19 protein-coding genes are annotated in these 19,285 nt (G+C 58.4%); all 19 read right to left on the bottom strand.

What is annotated here, in order from left to right; all coding sequences use genetic code 11:
- Positions 1 to 124: 124 nt before the first annotated feature.
- Positions 125 to 649 carry a phosphoribosyltransferase gene (locus ACODS0_RS24845; protein ID WP_121420591.1) on the bottom strand — a complete coding sequence of 175 codons (525 nt, stop codon included), beginning with the start codon at positions 647 to 649 and terminating at the stop codon, positions 125 to 127.
- 57 nt (positions 650 to 706) lie between these two features.
- Positions 707 to 2,083 carry an adenylosuccinate synthase gene (locus ACODS0_RS24840; RefSeq protein WP_228899713.1) on the bottom strand — a complete coding sequence of 459 codons (1,377 nt, stop codon included), beginning with the start codon at positions 2,081 to 2,083 and terminating at the stop codon, positions 707 to 709.
- A gap of 27 nt (positions 2,084 to 2,110) precedes the next feature.
- Positions 2,111 to 3,259 (bottom strand): ATP phosphoribosyltransferase regulatory subunit, encoded by a 1,149-nt coding sequence (locus ACODS0_RS24835; RefSeq protein ID WP_121420593.1) that lies wholly within the window; start codon positions 3,257 to 3,259, stop codon positions 2,111 to 2,113.
- A 90-nt stretch (positions 3,260 to 3,349) separates the two neighbouring features.
- Positions 3,350 to 3,532, bottom strand: a complete 183-nt coding sequence (locus ACODS0_RS24830; protein WP_218301789.1) for a DUF2065 domain-containing protein — start codon at positions 3,530 to 3,532, stop codon at positions 3,350 to 3,352.
- A 30-nt stretch (positions 3,533 to 3,562) separates the two neighbouring features.
- Positions 3,563 to 4,471 (bottom strand): protease modulator HflC, encoded by a 909-nt coding sequence (hflC, locus tag ACODS0_RS24825; RefSeq protein ID WP_055398652.1) that lies wholly within the window; start codon positions 4,469 to 4,471, stop codon positions 3,563 to 3,565.
- Between the two features lie 9 nt (positions 4,472 to 4,480).
- Entirely contained in the window at positions 4,481 to 5,857 is a 1,377-nt protein-coding gene (hflK, locus tag ACODS0_RS24820) for an FtsH protease activity modulator HflK (RefSeq protein WP_488837807.1), read from the bottom strand.
- Positions 5,858 to 5,911: 54 nt separating this feature from the next.
- A complete protein-coding gene (gene hflX / locus ACODS0_RS24815; protein ID WP_121420597.1) occupies positions 5,912 to 7,078 on the bottom strand; it encodes a GTPase HflX in 1,167 nt (388 codons plus the stop codon).
- A 69-nt stretch (positions 7,079 to 7,147) separates the two neighbouring features.
- Positions 7,148 to 7,402: an RNA chaperone Hfq gene (gene hfq / locus ACODS0_RS24810; RefSeq protein WP_010464175.1), complete on the bottom strand. Its 255-nt coding sequence runs from the start codon at positions 7,400 to 7,402 to the stop codon at positions 7,148 to 7,150.
- Positions 7,403 to 7,508: 106 nt separating this feature from the next.
- Positions 7,509 to 8,852: a ribosome biogenesis GTPase Der gene (der, locus tag ACODS0_RS24805; protein ID WP_228899703.1), complete on the bottom strand. Its 1,344-nt coding sequence runs from the start codon at positions 8,850 to 8,852 to the stop codon at positions 7,509 to 7,511.
- Between the two features lie 13 nt (positions 8,853 to 8,865).
- Positions 8,866 to 10,032 (bottom strand): outer membrane protein assembly factor BamB, encoded by a 1,167-nt coding sequence (gene bamB, locus ACODS0_RS24800; RefSeq protein ID WP_488837804.1) that lies wholly within the window; start codon positions 10,030 to 10,032, stop codon positions 8,866 to 8,868.
- Between the two features lie 2 nt (positions 10,033 to 10,034).
- Entirely contained in the window at positions 10,035 to 10,721 is a 687-nt protein-coding gene (locus tag ACODS0_RS24795; RefSeq protein ID WP_055398657.1) for a YfgM family protein, read from the bottom strand.
- Between the two features lie 14 nt (positions 10,722 to 10,735).
- Entirely contained in the window at positions 10,736 to 12,001 is a 1,266-nt protein-coding gene (gene hisS / locus ACODS0_RS24790; RefSeq protein ID WP_488837813.1) for a histidine--tRNA ligase, read from the bottom strand.
- 155 nt (positions 12,002 to 12,156) lie between these two features.
- Positions 12,157 to 13,419, bottom strand: coding sequence for a flavodoxin-dependent (E)-4-hydroxy-3-methylbut-2-enyl-diphosphate synthase (gene ispG / locus ACODS0_RS24785; RefSeq protein ID WP_488837802.1), 1,263 nt, complete (start codon positions 13,417 to 13,419; stop codon positions 12,157 to 12,159).
- A gap of 20 nt (positions 13,420 to 13,439) precedes the next feature.
- Positions 13,440 to 14,279 (bottom strand): RodZ domain-containing protein, encoded by an 840-nt coding sequence (locus tag ACODS0_RS24780; RefSeq protein WP_233573442.1) that lies wholly within the window; start codon positions 14,277 to 14,279, stop codon positions 13,440 to 13,442.
- A gap of 64 nt (positions 14,280 to 14,343) precedes the next feature.
- Positions 14,344 to 15,177: a type IV pilus biogenesis/stability protein PilW gene (gene pilW / locus ACODS0_RS24775; protein WP_055398660.1), complete on the bottom strand. Its 834-nt coding sequence runs from the start codon at positions 15,175 to 15,177 to the stop codon at positions 14,344 to 14,346.
- 36 nt (positions 15,178 to 15,213) lie between these two features.
- Positions 15,214 to 16,335, bottom strand: coding sequence for a dual-specificity RNA methyltransferase RlmN (gene rlmN / locus ACODS0_RS24770; protein ID WP_488837800.1), 1,122 nt, complete (start codon positions 16,333 to 16,335; stop codon positions 15,214 to 15,216).
- Between the two features lie 87 nt (positions 16,336 to 16,422).
- The gene (ndk, locus tag ACODS0_RS24765) at positions 16,423 to 16,848 is read right to left on the bottom strand and encodes a nucleoside-diphosphate kinase (RefSeq protein ID WP_008905954.1); all 426 of its coding nucleotides are present in this window, start codon (positions 16,846 to 16,848) and stop codon (positions 16,423 to 16,425) included.
- A gap of 91 nt (positions 16,849 to 16,939) precedes the next feature.
- Positions 16,940 to 18,529 carry a pseudouridine synthase gene (locus ACODS0_RS24760; protein ID WP_488837797.1) on the bottom strand — a complete coding sequence of 530 codons (1,590 nt, stop codon included), beginning with the start codon at positions 18,527 to 18,529 and terminating at the stop codon, positions 16,940 to 16,942.
- Positions 18,529 to 19,284 carry an SMC-Scp complex subunit ScpB gene (scpB, locus tag ACODS0_RS24755; RefSeq protein ID WP_488837795.1) on the bottom strand — a complete coding sequence of 252 codons (756 nt, stop codon included), beginning with the start codon at positions 19,282 to 19,284 and terminating at the stop codon, positions 18,529 to 18,531. The genes ACODS0_RS24760 and scpB overlap by 1 nt, the downstream gene beginning before the upstream one ends.
- Position 19,285 lies beyond the last annotated feature (1 nt).

Raw genomic sequence — 19,285 nt, 5'->3', positions numbered from 1 at the left:
GTCACCACATTTCTGCAGAACCGCCTCAGTAGCGAAGCCCTCGACTATAGCACTAGTTTGGAGGGCAAGAAGAATTTTCGAGAGCAATCTTTACACCCCCCTCGAAAGACCGATAGCCCGGCTTTCACACTCGCCACTTTTCCAACAGCTTCTCGGGACTCAAGCTATCGTAACCCTCAAACGGTTGATGGATCCAGGGGTTGGTCGGCAGGAATTCCACTGAATAGTCTGGCGTGAACGTCGACAAGCCCTTTGTCCAGATCACAGCGCTGCGCAGTTCGGTGATGGGTGCATAGTTGGTCTTCAACATGTTGATCACCGCATGCAAGGTGTGACCCGAGTCCGCAAGGTCATCCACCAGTAGCACCTTGCCTGCGATCTCACCCTTGGGCGTCGTGATGAACCGCGCGATATCCAGATGCCCCTGCACCGTTCCAGCCTCGGCACGGTAAGAACTTGTGGACATGATGGCCAAGGGCTTGTCAAAGATGCGGCTCAAAATATCGCCAGGACGCAACCCTCCCCGGGCAAGGCACAGGATCGTGTCGAACGCCCAGCCCGATTGGTGCACCTTGAGCGCCAGCTTCTCAATAAGACTGTGGTACTCGTCATAGCTGACGTAAAGGTGTTTGCCGTCTTCGGTCAACATGCGGTAGCTCCTGGATAGATAGCTGTGGGTGCGGAAGTCATTGGCAATTTCAAATCATCAGCCAGCGACATAAGGGTGACGCATCATGATGGTGTGATCACGGTCGGGGCTCGTGGAGATCATATCGATAGGCACACCCGTAACCTGTTCAATACGCTCCAGATAACGGCGAGCGCTCTGTGGCAGTTTGACGTAGTCAGTCACGCCAACGGTGGACTCACTCCAGCCTGGCAACGTCTCGTAGACAGGCTTGCAGCGTGCGATATCTTCCGCGCCCATGGGCAGAAGATCGATGTGCTCACCGTCGAGTTCATACCCGGTGCAGAGCAATAGTTCTTCCAGCCCGTCCAGAACATCCAGTTTGGTGATACACAAACCGGAGAGGCCATTGACCTGAGCGCTCCGCTTGAGCAGCGCAGCATCGAACCAACCGCATCGACGACTACGCCCCGTGGTCACCCCCTTCTCAGCGCCCACCGTACTCATGTGATACCCAGGCGTACCAGGTACTTCCCAGTCCAGTTCCGTCGGGAAAGGGCCGCCGCCAACGCGGGTGCAATACGCTTTGGTAATACCGAGTATGTAATGCAACATACCGGGACCGACGCCCGAGCCAGCCGCTGCGTTCCCGGCTACACAATTGCTCGAAGTGACATAGGGGTAGGTCCCATGATCCACATCGAGTAGCGTACCTTGTGCGCCCTCAAACAGAAGATTGGCACCATCTCGGTGGGCGTCGTTGAGCTCGCGCGATACATCAGCCATCATGGGCTTAAGCAACTCTGCATGGCGCATCGCTTCTGCATAAACCACATCGAACTGAACCTTGCCGTCCTCGATATAAGGCTTGAGTGCATCACCAAACGCGAAGGCGCCCGAGCGCAGATAGGTCGTAAGGATATGGTTATGCAGATCCAGCAATTCACGAAGCTTGGCAGCAAACCGCTCGGGGTACTTCAAGTCTTGCACCCGCAGGGCACGACGGGCAATCTTGTCTTCATACGCGGGGCCAATACCGCGACCAGTAGTTCCGATTTTTTCCGTTCCACCCTGTTCACGAGCAGCTTCACGCGCCACATCAATGGCTGCATGGAACGGAAGAATCAGCGGGCAAGCTTCGCTAATTCGCAAGCGTGAACGCACTTCGACGCCCGCTTTTTCAAGGCCTTCGATTTCCTCAAACAGCTTGGCTGCCGACAAGACAACACCATTGCCGATGTAGCACTTGACGCCTGGGCGCATGATGCCACTAGGGATCAGATGCAGCGCCGTCTTGACGCCATTAATGACCAGTGTGTGGCCCGCGTTGTGCCCACCTTGAAAACGGACGACACCTTGTGCACTTTCGGTCAGCCAATCAACCAGCTTGCCTTTGCCTTCGTCACCCCACTGGGTTCCGACCACCACTACGTTGCGACCTTTGGTTGCTTTCATCTCAAACCCAATTCAATTGTCAATTGCTTAAACAGCCTGCACGACCCAGCGGCCCGCAATCTGCACCAGTTCCCGATCACAGTGGAACTCGTCCACTTCGCTCTCATGCCCCGGCAAAACACAAACCACCGTCTCACCAGACGTGCGGAGTTCCGCGATGGCTGCATTCACTTCATCCGACTCTCCCCAGGGAGCACGGATAGCAGCTTTCAATGCCCGTGGAGAGACCACGCCCACTACCTGCTTGATATCCAGACTAAACCCCGCTGCGGGACGATTGCGGCCGAACACAGCCCCCACCTCGTCATAGCGGCCACCTCGAACGAGCGCATCGCTTGCGCCCGGGGCATAGATCGCAAAACGCGCACCGCTGTAGTAGGCATAGCCACGCAGATCGGCCAGATCAAAAGTGACAGCAGCCCCCTCAAGGCGGGATGCCAGCCAATTCAAATTTGATAGCACTTGAGATATGCCAGGAAAGCGCTGGAAGGCTTTTTTTGCTTCAATCAACACACCCTGATCACCGTAGAGCTGAAGCAACGCCAACAAACCCTCGCGCGACTCCACAGGGAAATCTCGGGTCAATGCCGCGAGTTCAGCGGCGTCCTTGGCTGCCAGTGCCGCATGGATACCGCTCAACACCTGGGCATTCACGGACACGCCCGCCAGAAGATTGCGCACGATGCGTACATCCGCCAGATCAATCGTGGTGCTGGGCACATTGGCAATGCGCAAGCATTCCCGGGCGAGCTGCAACGCCTCAAGATCAGCCTCCAGCCCAGCATGTCCGAAGATTTCTGCGCCGAACTGGAGCGGCTCGCGGGTGGCATGCGGACGATCAGGCCGGGTATGCAACACTGGCCCGCAATAGCAGAGGCGAGTCACGCCCTTGCGATTGAGCAAATGCGCGTCAATTCGAGCGACCTGGGGGGTAGTGTCCGCTCGAAGCCCCATGGATCGCCCTGAGAGCTGGTCCACGAGCTTGAAGGTCTGGAGATCGAGGGCCTCTCCCGTACCTGTCAGCAGGGATTCAAGATGCTCCAGCAACGGGGGCATGACTAGCTCATAGCCGTAGCAGCGGGCTGTATCAAGCAGCCCGCGACGCAATTCTTCGATGTGCCGTGCTTCGGACGGCAAGACATCGGCAATGTGATCCGGAAGGACCCAAGCAGACATGGAAAAAAGGGGAGGCTGTTAAAACCGTGATTCTACCGGGAGCGGCGAAGAGCCCAGAGAGACTCCACCCGCTACCGGCTCTGGCGCTGTTCAGAACCAGAGCATCAACACGCCAGCAACGATTGCCAGCAAACCGAAAAACCGAATCTGTCCATCCTGCAGCAGCGCAATCTGAGCGACTGCACGTCGCCAACTCTGAGGCGAAAGAAATGGCAGTAGTCCCTCAATCACCAGCACCAAGGCGAGCGCTGCCCAGAGGCTTTCCGAATCCACAGCGGCAGGATGTCGAAAATCAGCAGGGGACTACTTCCGGGGTGCTGCAGGCATAGCCGCAGAGTTTCCACCTCGGAATGTCTTGAAAAACTCTGATGACGAGGGGTCAAGAACCATTACATCGCTCTTCTTGTTGAAGCTGGATTTGTAGGCTTCCAGGCTCCGGTAGAACTGTGCAAACTGCGGATCCCGCCCAAACGCCTCGGCATAAATGCGCGCGGCTTCGGCGTCACCTTCGCCTTTGATCTTCTGAGCATCCCTGTAGGCATTGGCAATAGTAATCTCACGCTGGCGGTCTGCATCAGCACGAATTTTTTCACCTTCCGCCGCACCCGTAGAACGGAGTTCATTGGCCACGCGCTTGCGCTCGGCCTCCATGCGCCGATACACCGATTCCGTAATCGCCTCCACGTAATCGACGCGGGTAATGCGAACATCGACAACATCCACACCCCACGGCTTAGCGCCACGAACGGTCTCCAGCACTTCACGCTTCACATCCGCCATCAGTGCTTCCCGCTTCAGGGAAAGAAGCTCCTTGACGGTGCGCTTGTTGATTTCCTCCTGGAAAGCATTGCGCACCACGCGATTGAGTTGCATCGCTCCGGCACTCTCATCCAGTCCAACGTTGCGGATGTACTCCGTTGGCTCGGAGATACGCCACCGCACATACCAGTCGATGACCACCCGTTGCTTCTCCGCAGTCAACATGGGTTCCGTGTCACTGCTATCCAGTGTCAAAAGGCGTTTGTCGATGTACGACACGTTTTGAAAAGGCGGCGGCAGCTTGAAATTCAAGCCTGGCTCTGTGATCACTTCCTTGATCTGCCCCAGGGCGTAAAGCACACCAAACTGGCGCTGGTCCACCACAAAAAGCATGGAGCTCATCAGGGCCAGCACCACCAAGAGGGTAGATGCAATAAATCCGACTCTGTTCACGAGTTGCTCCTAGCGAGATTCACGATCGCGTGTGCGACTGCTGTCACGCGCGCGGGGGTCATTCGAAAAAGTGGTCGAAGGGGCTGCAGGCACTGCAACGGGGGCCGTAGTATTTGCAGCGGGAGCATCCGATGCACCTCCCCCGCTGGCAACACTTTGCATGATCTTGTCCAGTGGCAAATACAAAAGGTTGGAACCCTGCCGTGATTCAACCAGCACCTTGGTTACGTTGCCATAAATCTGCTGCATCGCCTCCAGATACATGCGGTCGCGGGTCACCTGTGGTGCCTTCTGATACTCCGCCAGAATCGAAGAAAACCGCTGCGCATCACCTTGTGCCTGGGCAACAATCCGAGCCTTGTAGGCTGCAGCTTCTTCGTTCAAGCGCGATGCGGACCCCACTGCACGCGGAATCACATCATTGGCATAGGCTTGGGCTTCATTCTTGGCCCGCTCACGCTCCTGCCCCGCTTTGAGGACATCGTCAAAGGAGGCCTGAACCTGCTCAGGTGGACGGACACCACCTTGCTGCAGATTGATACCTACCACCTCGACACCTACCTTGTAGCGATCCAAGATGGTTTGCATGAGTGTGCGGACACGGGGAGCGATCTGATCACGCTCTTCGGCCAATGCCGTATCCATGCGCATCTTCCCGACCACCTCCCGAACTGCCGTCTCCGCAGCTTGAACCACCGCATCCGAAGGGTTCTTGCTTTCAAACAGCCACGCGCGGGCGTCACTCAAGCGGTACTGGACCGCGAACTTGATCTCGACGATATTTTCATCTTCCGTGAGCATGGCCGACTCACGCAGACCGGTGCTCTTGATGATGCTGTCTCGCCCCACATCGGCTGACCGAATCTGGGTGACAAATACCAGTTCGTGGCGCTCGATGGGGTACGGCAAACGCCAGTTAAAACCTGCACCCACGGTGCTTTTGTACTTCCCGAACTGGGTAATGACCGCCTGCTGACCTTCCTGAACAATAAAAAACCCTGTTCCCATCCAGATCACAAAGACAATCCCAGCGATCAGCCCCACGCCCACACCAGCGCTCTTCATATCTGGCTGGAAGCCCCCCCCCGAACTACCACCGTTGCCCGGACCACGGCCACCGCCGTTCTTGGAGCCAAAAAAACCTCCGAGCTTCTTGTTGAGGTCGCGCCAAAGCTCATCAAGGTCGGGCGGCTGTCCATTGCTAGGCCGCTGATCACCGCCCCGATTTCCGGCTGGAGGAGGCGCAGCAGGACGCTCCTCCGGACGTGCACCGTCGTCTGCCTTGTTATCGTCGCCGCGCCCCCACCGAGGGTCATTCAGATTGAACATGCCCCGAATACGTTCTGGCAGCGAAGCCCAGCGTAGGGTGCGATTTTGAAAATTCATGCGCAAAGTCTCTGGTTCTCTGGATGGCATTGGTAATGCTGGCATTGTGCCCAATCAGGGCGCGGCCCCTGGCAATTCAATGGCGGCATCAGGGGTCATGCATTTTTGAGCGGCAAGTACCCTTAGCGAGAGCGCATGGCGCAGGGCATCCAACCCCTCACCAGAACGAGCACTCACGAACAAGCGCGGGAAGACATGCCCATCCACGTCGTACTGGTCTTCAAGAAGCGGGGGGCGCTGCTCAGCCTGTAGAGAATCCAACTTGTTGAACACAAGTATCTGGGGGATGTCAGCTGCACCAATCTCGTTCAAGACCTTTTGAACCTGAGCCATTTGTTCAGGAAAGCCCGGATTGGAGGCATCCACTACGTGGAGTAAAAGGTCCGCATCAATGGCCTCTTGCAACGTTGCCTGGAATGCATCCACCAAGCCATGAGGAAGGTCCCGAATGAACCCTACGGTATCCGAGAGGGATACCGATCGCCCAGCATCGCCCAAATAGAGTTGCCGTGTTGTGGTGTCCAGTGTTGCAAACAATTGGTCTGCAGCGTAGGCGCGAGCCTTCACCAGCGCATTAAAGAGCGTGGACTTACCAGCGTTGGTGTACCCCACCAATGAAATATTGAACGTATCGCGTCGCTCACGCTGCCTTCTCTGGGTGGTCCGCTGGCGCTTGACCTTCACGAGGCGCTCACGCGTGCGCTTGACAGCGTCGCCAATCATCCGACGATCCAGTTCAATCTGTTTTTCACCCGGGCCGCCGCGCGCACCAATGCCCCCTGTCTGGCGCTCGAGATGCGACCAGCGGCGCACAAGGCGGGTGCTGAGATACTGCAATCTTGCCAACTCCACCTGGAGTTTGCCCTCGTGGCTGCGGGCACGTTGCGCGAAGATCTCCAAGATCAACAACGTTCGGTCATTGACTGGAAGCTCAAGGTGACGCTCCAGGTTTCGCTGCTGCGCCGGACTGAGAGACTGATCGAACAAGACTTCCGCCGCGCCATGCATTTGTGCCAACGTACGGATTTCATCCGCCTTGCCACTACCAATAAACAAGGCCGCATCCGGTGCCTTGCGTTTGCACGTCAAGCGGGCGACAGGCTTCATACCAGCTGTCTGGGCAAGCAATCCCAACTCTTCGAGATCGGCGTCGAAGTGAGGAAGACCAAAATCAACCCCAACCAGAAGCACCGGGGTGCCATCTCCCGACGAAGCGGTCATCGATTGCAAAGTGGATTGCCCCCTGGCCCGATCAGGGCAAGACGCGAAAACGGCAACACAAACAACAACTTAAGCGTTGTTGCTATCTGCATCAGAGGTGTCGGCAGTAGAGAAGTTGACCGCGCGGCCCGGCACGATGGTGGAAATGGCATGCTTGTAGACCATCTGGGTGACTGTATTGCGCAGCAACACCACGTACTGATCAAACGATTCGATCTGCCCCTGCAGTTTGATTCCGTTCACGAGATAGATGGAAACAGGAACATGCTCCCGACGCAAAGCGTTGAGGAAGGGGTCTTGCAAAAGCTGGCCTTTGTTGCTCACGATATTCTCCGTGTTCAAAAATGTTGTTGTAAACCAGCACCTTACCACAGCACGGAGCACAACCCCGCCTCAGGATGCATGGCCCTTTGGGAATCCAGCCTTTGACTTAGGCTTCCTCTTTATCAGCGAAAGGGTTGTGCGATGTCTTCATCTCTATCCGGAGCGGTGTACCCACCAAGTCGAATTCTTTGCGGAAGCGGCCCTCCAGAAAGCGCTTGTAGGCATCTGTGACGTGTTCCAACGAATTACCATGGATGATGATCACCGGGGGATTCATGCCCCCCTGATGGGCATATCGCATCTTTGGCCGGAACATGCCTGCGCGTTTCGGACTCTGAAATTGAACAGCTTCTAGCAACAGGCGCGTCAATACTGGCGTTGACATCTTGCAGGTTGCCGCCTTGTGGGCTTGGGCAATCGATGCCCACACCGGCCCCAAACCCTGCCGTTTTTTTGCAGAAATGAAATGCAAGGACGCAAATTTCAGAAATGCGAGCCGGGTCTCGATAGACCGCTCCAGCAACTGACGCTGGTAGTCATCAACGGCATCCCACTTGTTAACCGCAACAACCACGGCTCTCCCGCTCTCCAAGATGTACCCCGCAATGTGCGCATCCTGATCAGTGACACCCTGGGTAGCGTCGAGCAACAGCAGCACCACATTGGCCGATTCAATGGCTTGGAGCGTCTTGACGACCGAGAATTTCTCTATCGCCTCGAAAACTTTTCCCTTGCGGCGCAATCCCGCCGTATCCACCAATTCAAAGCGCTGCCCATTGCGTTCGAAGGGTACCGTGATCGCATCACGGGTCGTTCCCGGCATATCAAACGCAACCAGACGCTCTTCGCCGAGCCAGGTGTTGATCAGCGTCGATTTGCCAACATTCGGCCGACCTGCCACAGCAAGTTTGATGATGCCTTTGTCAGATTCAACATCAGAGTCGTCAGGGTCAGGAAGCTGAAGCGGCTCCAGCGCAATCTCCACCAGGCTTCGGATACCCTGCCCATGGGCAGCAGACACAGGGTAAACCTCGCCCAGACCCAGCTCATAGAACTCGGCGAGTTGCACGCCTTCCAGCATCCCTTCGGCCTTGTTGGCAACAAGTACACAAGGTTTACCAAGGCGGCGCAAGTAATTCGCGATGTCATGGTCTTGCGCAGATACACCTGCGCGCGCATCCACTACAAAAATGACCACATCAGCTTCAGCAACGGCCTGCTGCGTCTGCTTGGCCATTTCCTTGTAAATTCCGCTCGATGCATCAGGCTCAAAACCGCCGGTATCGATAACGATGTACTCGTGCTTGCCCTGCTTGCCATTGCCGTAATGCCGGTCACGCGTAAGCCCTGCAAAGTCCGCAACAATGGCGTCGCGGGACTTGGTCAGGCGGTTGAAGAGCGTGGACTTGCCGACATTCGGACGCCCCACGAGGGCGATAACTGGCTTCATTAAATAAAATCCATCAATCTGGACGGAATCCGTAGACACCACCATTGCGAGTAACCACCACCAACGTATCTGCGGCCACAGCGGGTGCTGCGGCGATGCCAGATCCGTCCGTGGCGATGCGGTTGAGCGGAGAACCATCCGTGCGGGATAGCAGGTGAACGAGGCCTGTGTCGTCCCCGACTACGACGGAGCGGCCCAACAACAAGGGCGCCGTCAGTTTGCGGTGTTTGAGCCTGTCGGTGGCCCACAGACGCGAACCATCGCTGCGACGCCACGCCATGACCGTGCCATTGCCCTCAGCACCGAACAGGGCCTCCCCGTCTCCATGCACGCCATCGGCACCACTGGCGGGTTGCGCCCAGGTCACTGCGCCTCTGGCAGCATTGACACAACCCACAGCCGTCTGGAAGGCACGTGCGCAGATGGAATCACCTACTCTGCTGGTACGCCCAACCAACTCAACCAGTCTCTCAACATCATTGGTCCCCCGCGCACTCGCCAAAGGAGCCTCCCAACGAACGCTGCCATTGTCTGGATTCAGACCTACGACACGGCCGGAAAACCCCGCAACCAAGGTGTCTCCAACAGCCAGCAAAACGCCCGCCTGGCGCAAAACCAGAGGCTCACCGGGGCGCTGCTGACTCCAGAGTTTGCGGCCCGACACCGCATCAAATGCCGCCAAAGAACGATCGGCTGAAAGCACAAATACGCGTCCACCAGCAACGAGAGGGGGGGTGAATACTTGCGCAGCCATTGATTGGCGCCACCGCTCGCGGCCAGCATCCAGAACGATCAAGGTGTTGCTGCGGGAAACAACCGCAGCCGATTTTCCGTCGCTACCCACCCCCGCAGACAAAGGCTCTGAAAGCGCTACACGCCAGACGTCGCCACCGGTTCGGGCGTCGATGGCCGCCACAACCCCGTCGGAGGAGGCAACAGTCACCACATTGCCTGCGGAATGGACATCAAGCGGCAATCCAGCAACGCTGCCAATGCGCGCAGTCCAAGCCTGCCGCACACCCAGCACCGCAACATTGGCCCCCAGATCTGCCGGCATCGGCTTGGAGTTCCCGCTGCTCCACAGCGAGCATCCAGCCAATGTGACAACCAGGACCGCTGAAGAAATGCACCGCAGGCCGAACACCCTGCCCTTTGCGCCGTCTTCACAAATGAATGCCATGGCTATTTCACCCCATCAATGGATCCGGCGGCAGCTACTGCAACACCTTGTGGAGAAACACCCAGAGCACCGAGCTTTACCTCCACAAGACGACGGTACTCCACCCCCTCCTCGAAGGACTTATAGGCCTTGGCATACTCCGCAATAGCTTCCGCACGCTTATCCTGCAGCAGATAAATGTCTCCCTTTCGATCTGCAAAGACCGCTTCAAACTCCAAAGGAGCGCTTCCAGACAACTGCTTGAGTGCGTCGTCGTAGTTTTTTTGATCCATCAGCACGCTGGCCAAGCGAACCTTGGCCAAGGCCTTGAGACCATCATCTCCCGACTGAGCAGCCACCCAGGCAAGCGCCTCCTTGGCGCCATCAGCATTGCCTGCCTCAACCATGGTCTTGGCCAATGCAAGCCCCGCCTGACTGGCCTGGGTAGTGCCCGCATACTTAGCCTTGAGGTCGGCAAACGCCTGAGCCATGCGCGCCTGGTCACCCGCTCGGGCAGCCACGTCTACAGCATCGTAGAGCGCTGCGGCCTGACTTGCCTGCCGGTTCTGCCAATACTGGTATCCGTTCCAGGCGACCAAGGAGCCTGCCACCAAAATCAGCACGGAGCTGATGAGGGTGCCCCAGGTGTTCCAGAAATGCTTGAGCTGATCAAGCTGCTCTTGTTCTTCGAGATCAAGGTGATTTGCCATGGAATGTGTTCTGTTTAGCGGTTGGATTGTAGGTTGGAGGCCCAATCGGCCAGGGAATCTAGCGGATGGTCAGCCTGTGCACCCACACCATCGCGCAATGACTTGACGACAACCATCCCCCGGGACAGCTCATCCTCCCCAAAGACCAGCGCGTGCTGCGCGCCACTCCCATCTGCCTTCTTGAATTGGGATTTCATGCTGCCCATACCCTCGCCCCCTGCAGGCGCGGCATGCATCTGCACACTGAGGCCCAACTGCCGCAGGCGCTCAATGGTGGTCACAGCCACGGGCAGCGCCGCCACAGAGGGGATCACGGCATAGACATCAGGTACAAGGGCTGGGACCGTGCTGGTCTGCTCCTTGAGCAGTTCAAGCACACGCTCAACCCCAAGCGCCCAACCCACCGCCGGGGCTGCCTTGCCACCGATCTGCTCTATTAGATAGTCGTAGCGACCACCACCACAAATGGTGCCCTGCGACCCCAGTTGATCAGTGACAAACTCAAAGACCGTAAGGTTGTAGTAGTCCATGCCCCGAACCAGCCGGGGGTTCACTGTCCAGGCCACACCGTTGGCGCTCAGAATGGACTTCACAGCATCAAAGTGCGCGAGCGACTTTGCCCCCAGAAAATCAATCAATCGAGGCGCGGCCTCCACCACAGCCTGCATAGCGGGGTTCTTGGTATCCAGAATGCGCAACGGATTGCTATGCAGACGCCGACGCGCTTCCTCATCCAGCACCTCGACATGCTGTTCCAGGTACGAAATCAGCGCTGCTCGGTGCGCCTTGCGTTCATGCGGTTCACCCAGGCTGTTCAGTTCCAGGCGCACGTTCTGCAACCCCAGTTCGCGCCACAGCGAGTGGGCTAGAAGAATCAATTCCGCATCGACCTCCGCACCAGGAAAGCCGAGCGCTTCAGCGCCAATCTGGTGAAACTGGCGATACCGCCCGCGCTGCGGACGCTCATGGCGGAACATGGGCCCCATGTAGTAGAGGCGCTTGCCTCCGTCATACAGCATGGAATGTTCAGCGACTGCGCGAACCACCCCTGCAGTCGCTTCGGGACGCAAAGTGAGATGCTCGCCATTGAGACGATCCTCAAATGAGTACATCTCTTTTTCGACGATGTCCGTGACCTCACCGAGGCCACGAACAAACAGCGCCGTGGGCTCAACAATCGGCGTACGGATGTTGCGATAGGCATATCGAGCCATAAGGGTGCGGACCTTGGACTCCAGCCACTCCCATCGGGCGGATTCAGGAGGCAGGATATCGTTCATGCCTTTCACGGCCACCAGCTTTTCCGGCTTGGTCGACGAAGCGCTTTTTTCGTTACTCACAACTGTTCTTTTCTCTATCTGGCAACTATTCGAAGGACATCACCCACCATCTCAAGATAGCGGCTCAGTATCAATCAGGGTAAGGCGAGCAACGCTCAGGCCAAAGTCACAGCGGCGGCGCCAAAACGCTTTTCGATGTACTGCTCGACAATTTGGTGGAATTCATGGGCGATGCTGTCACCCCGCAGCGTCATCGCCTTCTCGCCATCAATGAACACAGGGGCTGCTGGCGCCTCCCCCGTACCAGGCAGGCTGATGCCGATGTCCGCGTGCTTGCTCTCACCAGGCCCATTGACAATGCATCCCATCACCGCAACACGCAAGTTTTCGACGCCAGGATAGCGAACGCGCCATACAGGCATCTGGGCACGCAGAAAATCATCAATCTGCTTGGCGAGGTCCTGGAACGTGGTGCTGGTAGTGCGACCACAGCCAGGACACGCCGTGACACTGGGAACAAATACACGCAAACCCAGAGCCTGCAGTATCTCGGAGGCCACCACAACCTCCTGTGTGCGCGCTTCACCGGGCTGGGGCGTCAGAGACACGCGAATGGTGTCACCAATACCCTCCTGCAGCAACACAGACAACGCAGCAGCCGACGCTACTGTGCCTTTGGTTCCCATGCCTGCTTCCGTGAGTCCCAGGTGCAAAGGGTAGTCGCAGCGGCGTGCCAGTTCACGGTATACAGAAATCAGGTCCTGCACACCGCTAACTTTGCAGGACAAGATGATTTGGTTGCCATCAAGGCCCATTTCTTCGGCCCGGCGCGCAGATTCAATGGCCGAGGTAATCAACGCCTCGTACATCACTTGGCGTGCTTCCCAAGGAGTAGCACGGCGGCTGTTGGCATCCATCAAATCAACCAGCAAGTCCTGGTCAAGGCTGCCCCAATTCACACCAATACGCACGGCTTTGTTCCAGCGAATGGCTGCATCGATCATCTGGCCGAACTGCCGATCCCTCTTGTCGCCCTTGCCTACGTTGCCGGGATTGATGCGGTACTTGGAGAGCGCCTGTGCGCACTCAGGAAAATCCGTAAGAAGCCGGTGCCCGTTGTAGTGAAAGTCCCCCACCAAGGGGACGCTTTCTCCCATACGGTCCAATTGTTCACGAATGTAGGGTACTGCCGCTGCGGCCTCAGGGGTGTTCACCGTAATACGGACGAACTCCGAACCGGCCTGCGCCAGTTCCTTGACCTGAATGGCCGTGCCAATGGCATCCACGGTGTCTGTGTTGGTCATGGACTGCACTCGCACCGGAGCATCCCCGCCCACGGTCACCACGCGCGATCCCCACACAATCCTGGCTTGGCGGGACCGTCGTGGCAAGGGGGACGCTACCGCAATGGGCTCCATCTCACAAGGTAACCGTTCCATTATTTCACCTCGAAGCGAGCTACGTTCTCACGGGACACAGGCGTCAAGTCAAAAGGCTTTCCGCGCACGAATACCTCTGTCACGTCGGCACGACCAATCACCACGGCCAGCGGCATTTGGCCTGCGACAGACACCGACTCACCCGCCGCAAGATTCCTTTGCAACGCCACGGTGCCTGCGGAATCACGCACCTGCACCCAGGATTCGCTGCGCGCGCGCAGCACCAATGCCCCGGCCGGTGGCGTTGTAGCGCTTGCCGCCTCCACTGGAGCTGACGCAGCGTTGTTAGTAGCGGCAGCTGCAACGGCGGGAGCCGCGTCTGTGCGACCTGCCACTGACGGCAGAGAAACGTCGGGGATGCGCTGGGCAGCAGCGGGGATTGCATCCGACGCACCCGTGACAGCAGGGGCGGCCTGCTGCTCGACCACATTAGCCGGCGGTTGGATCGACGCGGGGGCAACAAGCGGGCTCGTTACACCGTCCTGCTGCCTGGGGAAAAAGACCAGGATCAGTGCCCCCACCAGCAGCGCCAAAACCACCACCGTTACGGACCGTGAGGTGGACCCGGAGGAAAAGGAAGCCGATGAGGAAGACGACTTCCCGATACTGCCTTTCACCGGAGCGTTCAATCCCGCACTGTCTGTAGCCAAGCGAGGGCTTTTACTTTGTGGCAACAGCGACAGAATGGGGGCTGGGTCCAACTTGAGAGTTCTGCACATGCTGGAGGCAAGCGCACGCACAAACACTGTATCGGGCAAGGCCTCATAGTTATCCGCCTCCAGCGCCTCCAGCTTGCTGACTGGCACTTTCAGTGCCACAGCCAAGGCAGCGATGTGCATACCAGACGCTTGTCGCGCCTCCCTCAGCAAACTACCCGCTGTTACCCCACCACTTTCCAAAACCTCACTCATTGAAAGCCCCACGCTCGTATGCACCCAACTCCCGTGAGTCCGGGAAACGCTTGCGCAACTGATCAGCCAGTTGCTTCATGGCCACGGAATCACCCAAAGCGCGCTCAACCTTGATCCCCAGCCACAACGACTCGGAATTGGCGTACTGGCTGTTGTTGAGCCGCCGGATATAGAACTGAGACCGGGTCAATTCATTGCGACGCAACAAAAGCGCCGCGAGGTGATAACCGACCACAGGGTTTGCCGCATCCAGTTCATAAGCTTTCAGCAGCGACTGCTCGGCCTCCGCAAACTGGCCAGCGCCTGATTGGCACAGACCTTGGGCCATCAAGGTCTTGCTGCGTGCTGTGTATGCAGGATTAGCGAGGGCCCGACCAAAGTGCTGATTCGCCTCGGCGTACTTTTGCTGCTGGCACAACAACCAACCGTAGTTGTGCAGCAGATTGGGATCCCCGCCCCGCAGTGCCAATGCCCGGCGAAAACTGTCATCCGCCTGGGCAAAATCGCTCAACCTCATGTAGATGAGGCCACGAAGATTGAAGGCATCGGCGTAGGTGGGATCAGCTGCCAGCGCCTGCTTGACTTCATCGAGCGCCACGGCAGTCTGACCATTCTCAAAATAGTTGGAAGCAAGCTCCAGACGGATACGGGCGCGGCGCCGCGTCTCTGGCTCATCAGACGGGGTGATCATTCCCGCGTTGGCGTCGGCGGTCGGCATGCCGCTATTGGTTGCACACCCTTGAAGCGCAGCCACGCAGGCCACCACGCCACATGCCGTGAGAGTCCAGCGGCCCCATTGCTGCCAGCGTCCAACCAATCTCACCATGTAGAGCCTCCTTGAAGTATGCCGATTGCTTGTTAATCAAGTCACCGGTTTGAGCACGATTGTCCGCTGCTTTGCCATGCGCTCGGCAGCCCTTGTGCGGTCCTTGACATCGCCTGCGAGCTGACCGCACGCAGCGTCGATATCATCTCCGCGGGTCTTGCGCACGGTCGTGACGATACCCGCTTCGCTCAAGACTTTGGCGAAAGCCAGCACCTGATTTTGTGACGAACGCAACAGCCCTGACGCGGGAAACGGATTGAAAGGAATCAGGTTGAATTTGCAGCGCACACCCACACCACGGGCGGGCTTGACAAGTTCGATCAGCTGCCGTGCGTGCTCAACCTGGTCATTGACACCATCGAGCATGCAGTATTCAAACGTAATGAAGTCGCGCGGCGCATGCGCCAGATATCGATTGCAGGCAGCCAGCAATTCTTCAATGGGATATTTGCGGTTCAGCGGCACCAGGTTGTCGCGCAAGGGGTCATTCGGCGCATGCAGAGACACCGCGAGAGCCACAGGACAATCCACGGACAAGCGGTCCATCATCGGAACCACGCCCGACGTTGAAACGGTGACCCGCCTGCGTGACAAACCATACCCATGGTCGTCCAACATGACGCGCAAGGCCGGAACGAGGGCCGAGTAGTTCTGCAGCGGCTCTCCCATTCCCATCATCACCACATTCGAAATGACGCGGTCCTCGGATTGGAGGCGCTGGCGCAGGGAATGTTCAGCAAACCAAAGCTGTGCAACGATCTCCCCTGTGGTGAGATTTCTGCTGAAGCCCTGGTGCCCCGTGGAACAGAAGCGGCAACCCACGGCGCAGCCAGCCTGCGAGGATATACACAGGGTTCCGCGATCATCTTCGGGAATAAAAACCGCCTCGACCGCATTGCCATCCCCCACGTCAAACAGCCACTTGACCGTGCCGTCTGAGGAGACATGTTCGGAGATGACGGGCAAGGCCTCGACGCGAGCACAGCCCTTGAGCTTGTCGCGCAAGGCCTTTGCCAGATCACTCATGGCGTCAAAGTCACTGGCGCCGCGCTGATGAATCCAGCGAAACAACTGCGTGGCGCGAAACCGCTTTTCACCCAACTGCTGGCAGAAAGCCGCCAGACCGTCGAGATCAAATTCTAAAAGATTGGTGGTCACTGCGCCCTCCCCGGGGTGGGCCGAACGCAGTCGTCCCCATGGCGCAGGTATCCCACGTGTGCGGGAACAGGCATGGGGACACCCATATCAGCGCGAGTAAATGTTCAGACCAGGGAAGAAGAAAGCCACTTCTGCCTGGGCAGTTTCCGCAGCGTCGGAGCCATGCACTGCATTGGCATCGATGCTGTCCGCGAAGTCGGCGCGGATGGTGCCAGCTTCTGCCTTCTTGGGGTCCGTGGCGCCCATGAGTTCGCGGTTTTTCAGAATCGCGTTTTCACCTTCCAGGGCCTGGATCATCACAGGACCGGAGATCATGAAATCCACCAGATCCTTGAAGAAAGGACGCTCTTTGTGCACGGCGTAGAACTGCTCGGCCTCCAGGCGCGACAGGTGAGCCATACGTGCAGCCACGACCTTGAGACCAGCCGCTTCGAAGCGTGCATAGATCTGACCGATGACGTTCTTTGCCACTGCGTCGGGCTTGATGATGGAGAGAGTGCGTTCGATTGCCATATTGATTTCCTGAATTGATGTTGCTGTGATTCGTTTGTCCACCGGACAAAGCCCTCGATTCTAACCGGGGAGCCCCGGGGTAGCACAGCGCCTAGCGCCCGCCCCCGCCCCGCCGTGGACCTCCGCCACCAGGGCGGCGTTTGTCCTGGCGATGCCGCGAGAGACTGTCCATGCCGATATAGCCCACCGATGTTTTCATCGGATCGGGCTGCGCCGCGCCGCGCGGGCGGTCTCCACCACCTGCATTGTTGCCACGGTCGAACCCTTGCCCCCCATCACGGCGGGGTTTCTGCCCTCGGGGACCACCGGGCGCACCCTGCGACATGTCGCGGCGCGGCCCGTCGCCCACGCGGGGACCATTGCGCCCCCGGTTGCGCTTGTTGCCACTCCGTCCGCCGCCAGCCCCCGACCCTTCATCCGAACGAGCTTCCGCTGCTTCCGGACGCCCGGCGCCCGCCGCCTGCACCAGGGCCCGGATGTCGCCCTCATCCAGTTCCAGCCAGGCACCGCGCTTGAGACCCCGTGGCAGCACCATGGCACCGTAACGAATGCGGATCAACCGACTGACCGCATGGCCCACAGATTCGAGCATGCGGCGCACCTCGCGATTGCGCCCTTCGGAAATGGTGACCCGGTACCAGCAATTGGAACCTTCGCCTCCACCATCTTCGATGGAACCAAACGACGCCATGCCATCGTCCAGGCGCACGCCATCGAGCAGCTTCTGCTTTTCCTCATTGCTGAGGGCGCCGAGCACACGCACAGCGTATTCGCGCTCCAGCCCAAAACGAGGATGCATGAGCTTGTTGGCCAGCTCTCCCGAGCTGGTGAACAGCAGCAGGCCTTCGGTATTCAGATCCAGGCGCCCGACCGACTGCCATTTGCCCTGCATGAGCCGGGGCAGCTTGCGAAAGACGGTGGGCCGGTTCTGGGGATCGTCATGGGTCACCACCTCCCCCACAGGCTTGTGGTAAGCAATCACCCGCGCTGGCGGCGGGTCTATACGGTAGCGGATGGGTTTGCCATTGACCTTGACCTGATCGCCGAACTGGATGCGCTGGCCGATGTGGGCTGGCTCGTTGTTGACGGAGATGCGCCCTTCCAGAATGAGTTGCTCCATCTCCAGGCGCGAGCCAAGTCCCGCCTGCGCCAGCACCTTGTGAAGCTTGGGGGTTTCCACCTGGGGCAGAAGCACCCGCTTAGCGGGAACCATCTCTGCGGAGGCATCATCCTCATCGAAGCGCCCCGACACCACATCTTCAAACTGGTATCCCTGAACCGCAGGAGCACCTGCCTTGCGCTTGTCGCGCCCAGCGCCGTCGAGGCGCGGCTGCCGAGCCCGCCCGTCCCCACGATTCTGGCGCTCGCCATGGCGAGGTTCGGAGGTGGCGTCAGACGCCCCCGCCTCTGCCTCGGGAATTGCAGGTTCATTCGCAACCACAGGAGCGACAGGTACATCCTGCTGGCTCAACCCATGCGGCAACTCCCCGGCCAGGGCAGGTGCCTCAGCAACATCCAAAACGCGCACGTCCACAGCATCCTGCACTTCCACGGCTTGCGCTGGCTCGACTTTTTTCTTGCGCGGGGCACGTTTGACAGCGGCTTTTTTGGGCGCTGCGGCTGTCGCTGAAGGATCAGCATCCGGCAGATCGGCCGGGATTTCGGGGGTCGAATCGTTCATCAAGTATTTCCCTGGATACCACCCGGGGTATCGGCATCGTCATCACGGAGATCCGTCTCCGCACTCTGAAAAAAATCATCCACACGCAGCAACTGCCCACTGGCGGCAACAGCCTCCAAAGACGCTGATGGCTGACTATCCATCGCCACAGCCAGCAGTTCAGCCTCGGCCTCAGGCGTTGATTCCGGCTCTATCACTCCTTGCGCTGCAGCGGCCATTGCTTCCAGCACATTCGCATTGCCTGAGGGGTCGTCAAGCACCGGCAATTGGTCCAACGACTGCAAACCCATGTCATCCAAGAACTGCCGGGTGGTTGCAAACAGCGCGGGGCGCCCCACCGTTTCCCGGTGACCAATGACCTCGACCCAGCCCCGGTCTTCCAACTGCTTGACGATCAGGCTATTGACCGTTACCCCCCGGATGTCCTCGATGTCGCCGCGCGTAACCGGCTGGCGATACGCAATGATCGCGAGTGTCTCCATGGTGGCCCTCGAATAGCGCGGAGGCTTTTCGGGGTGCAACCTGTCGAGGTATTCACGCATTTCGGGACGGCTCTGAAAACGCCAGCCCGTGGCCACCTGCACCAGCTCTACACCCCGCTGCGTCCATTCAAGCTGCAACTCCTGCAACAGCAACTTGAGCGTGTCCGACCCCAGAGCATCATTGAAAAGCACCCGCAGCTCGCGCAGGGGCACAGGCTGCTGCGCGCAGATCAGCGCAGTTTCGAGGACCCGTTTGGCATCCACCGTGTTCATG

This window comes from Acidovorax sp. FG60, assembly GCF_057808995.1.
This window is presented reverse-complemented; position numbering and strand designations above follow the sequence as displayed.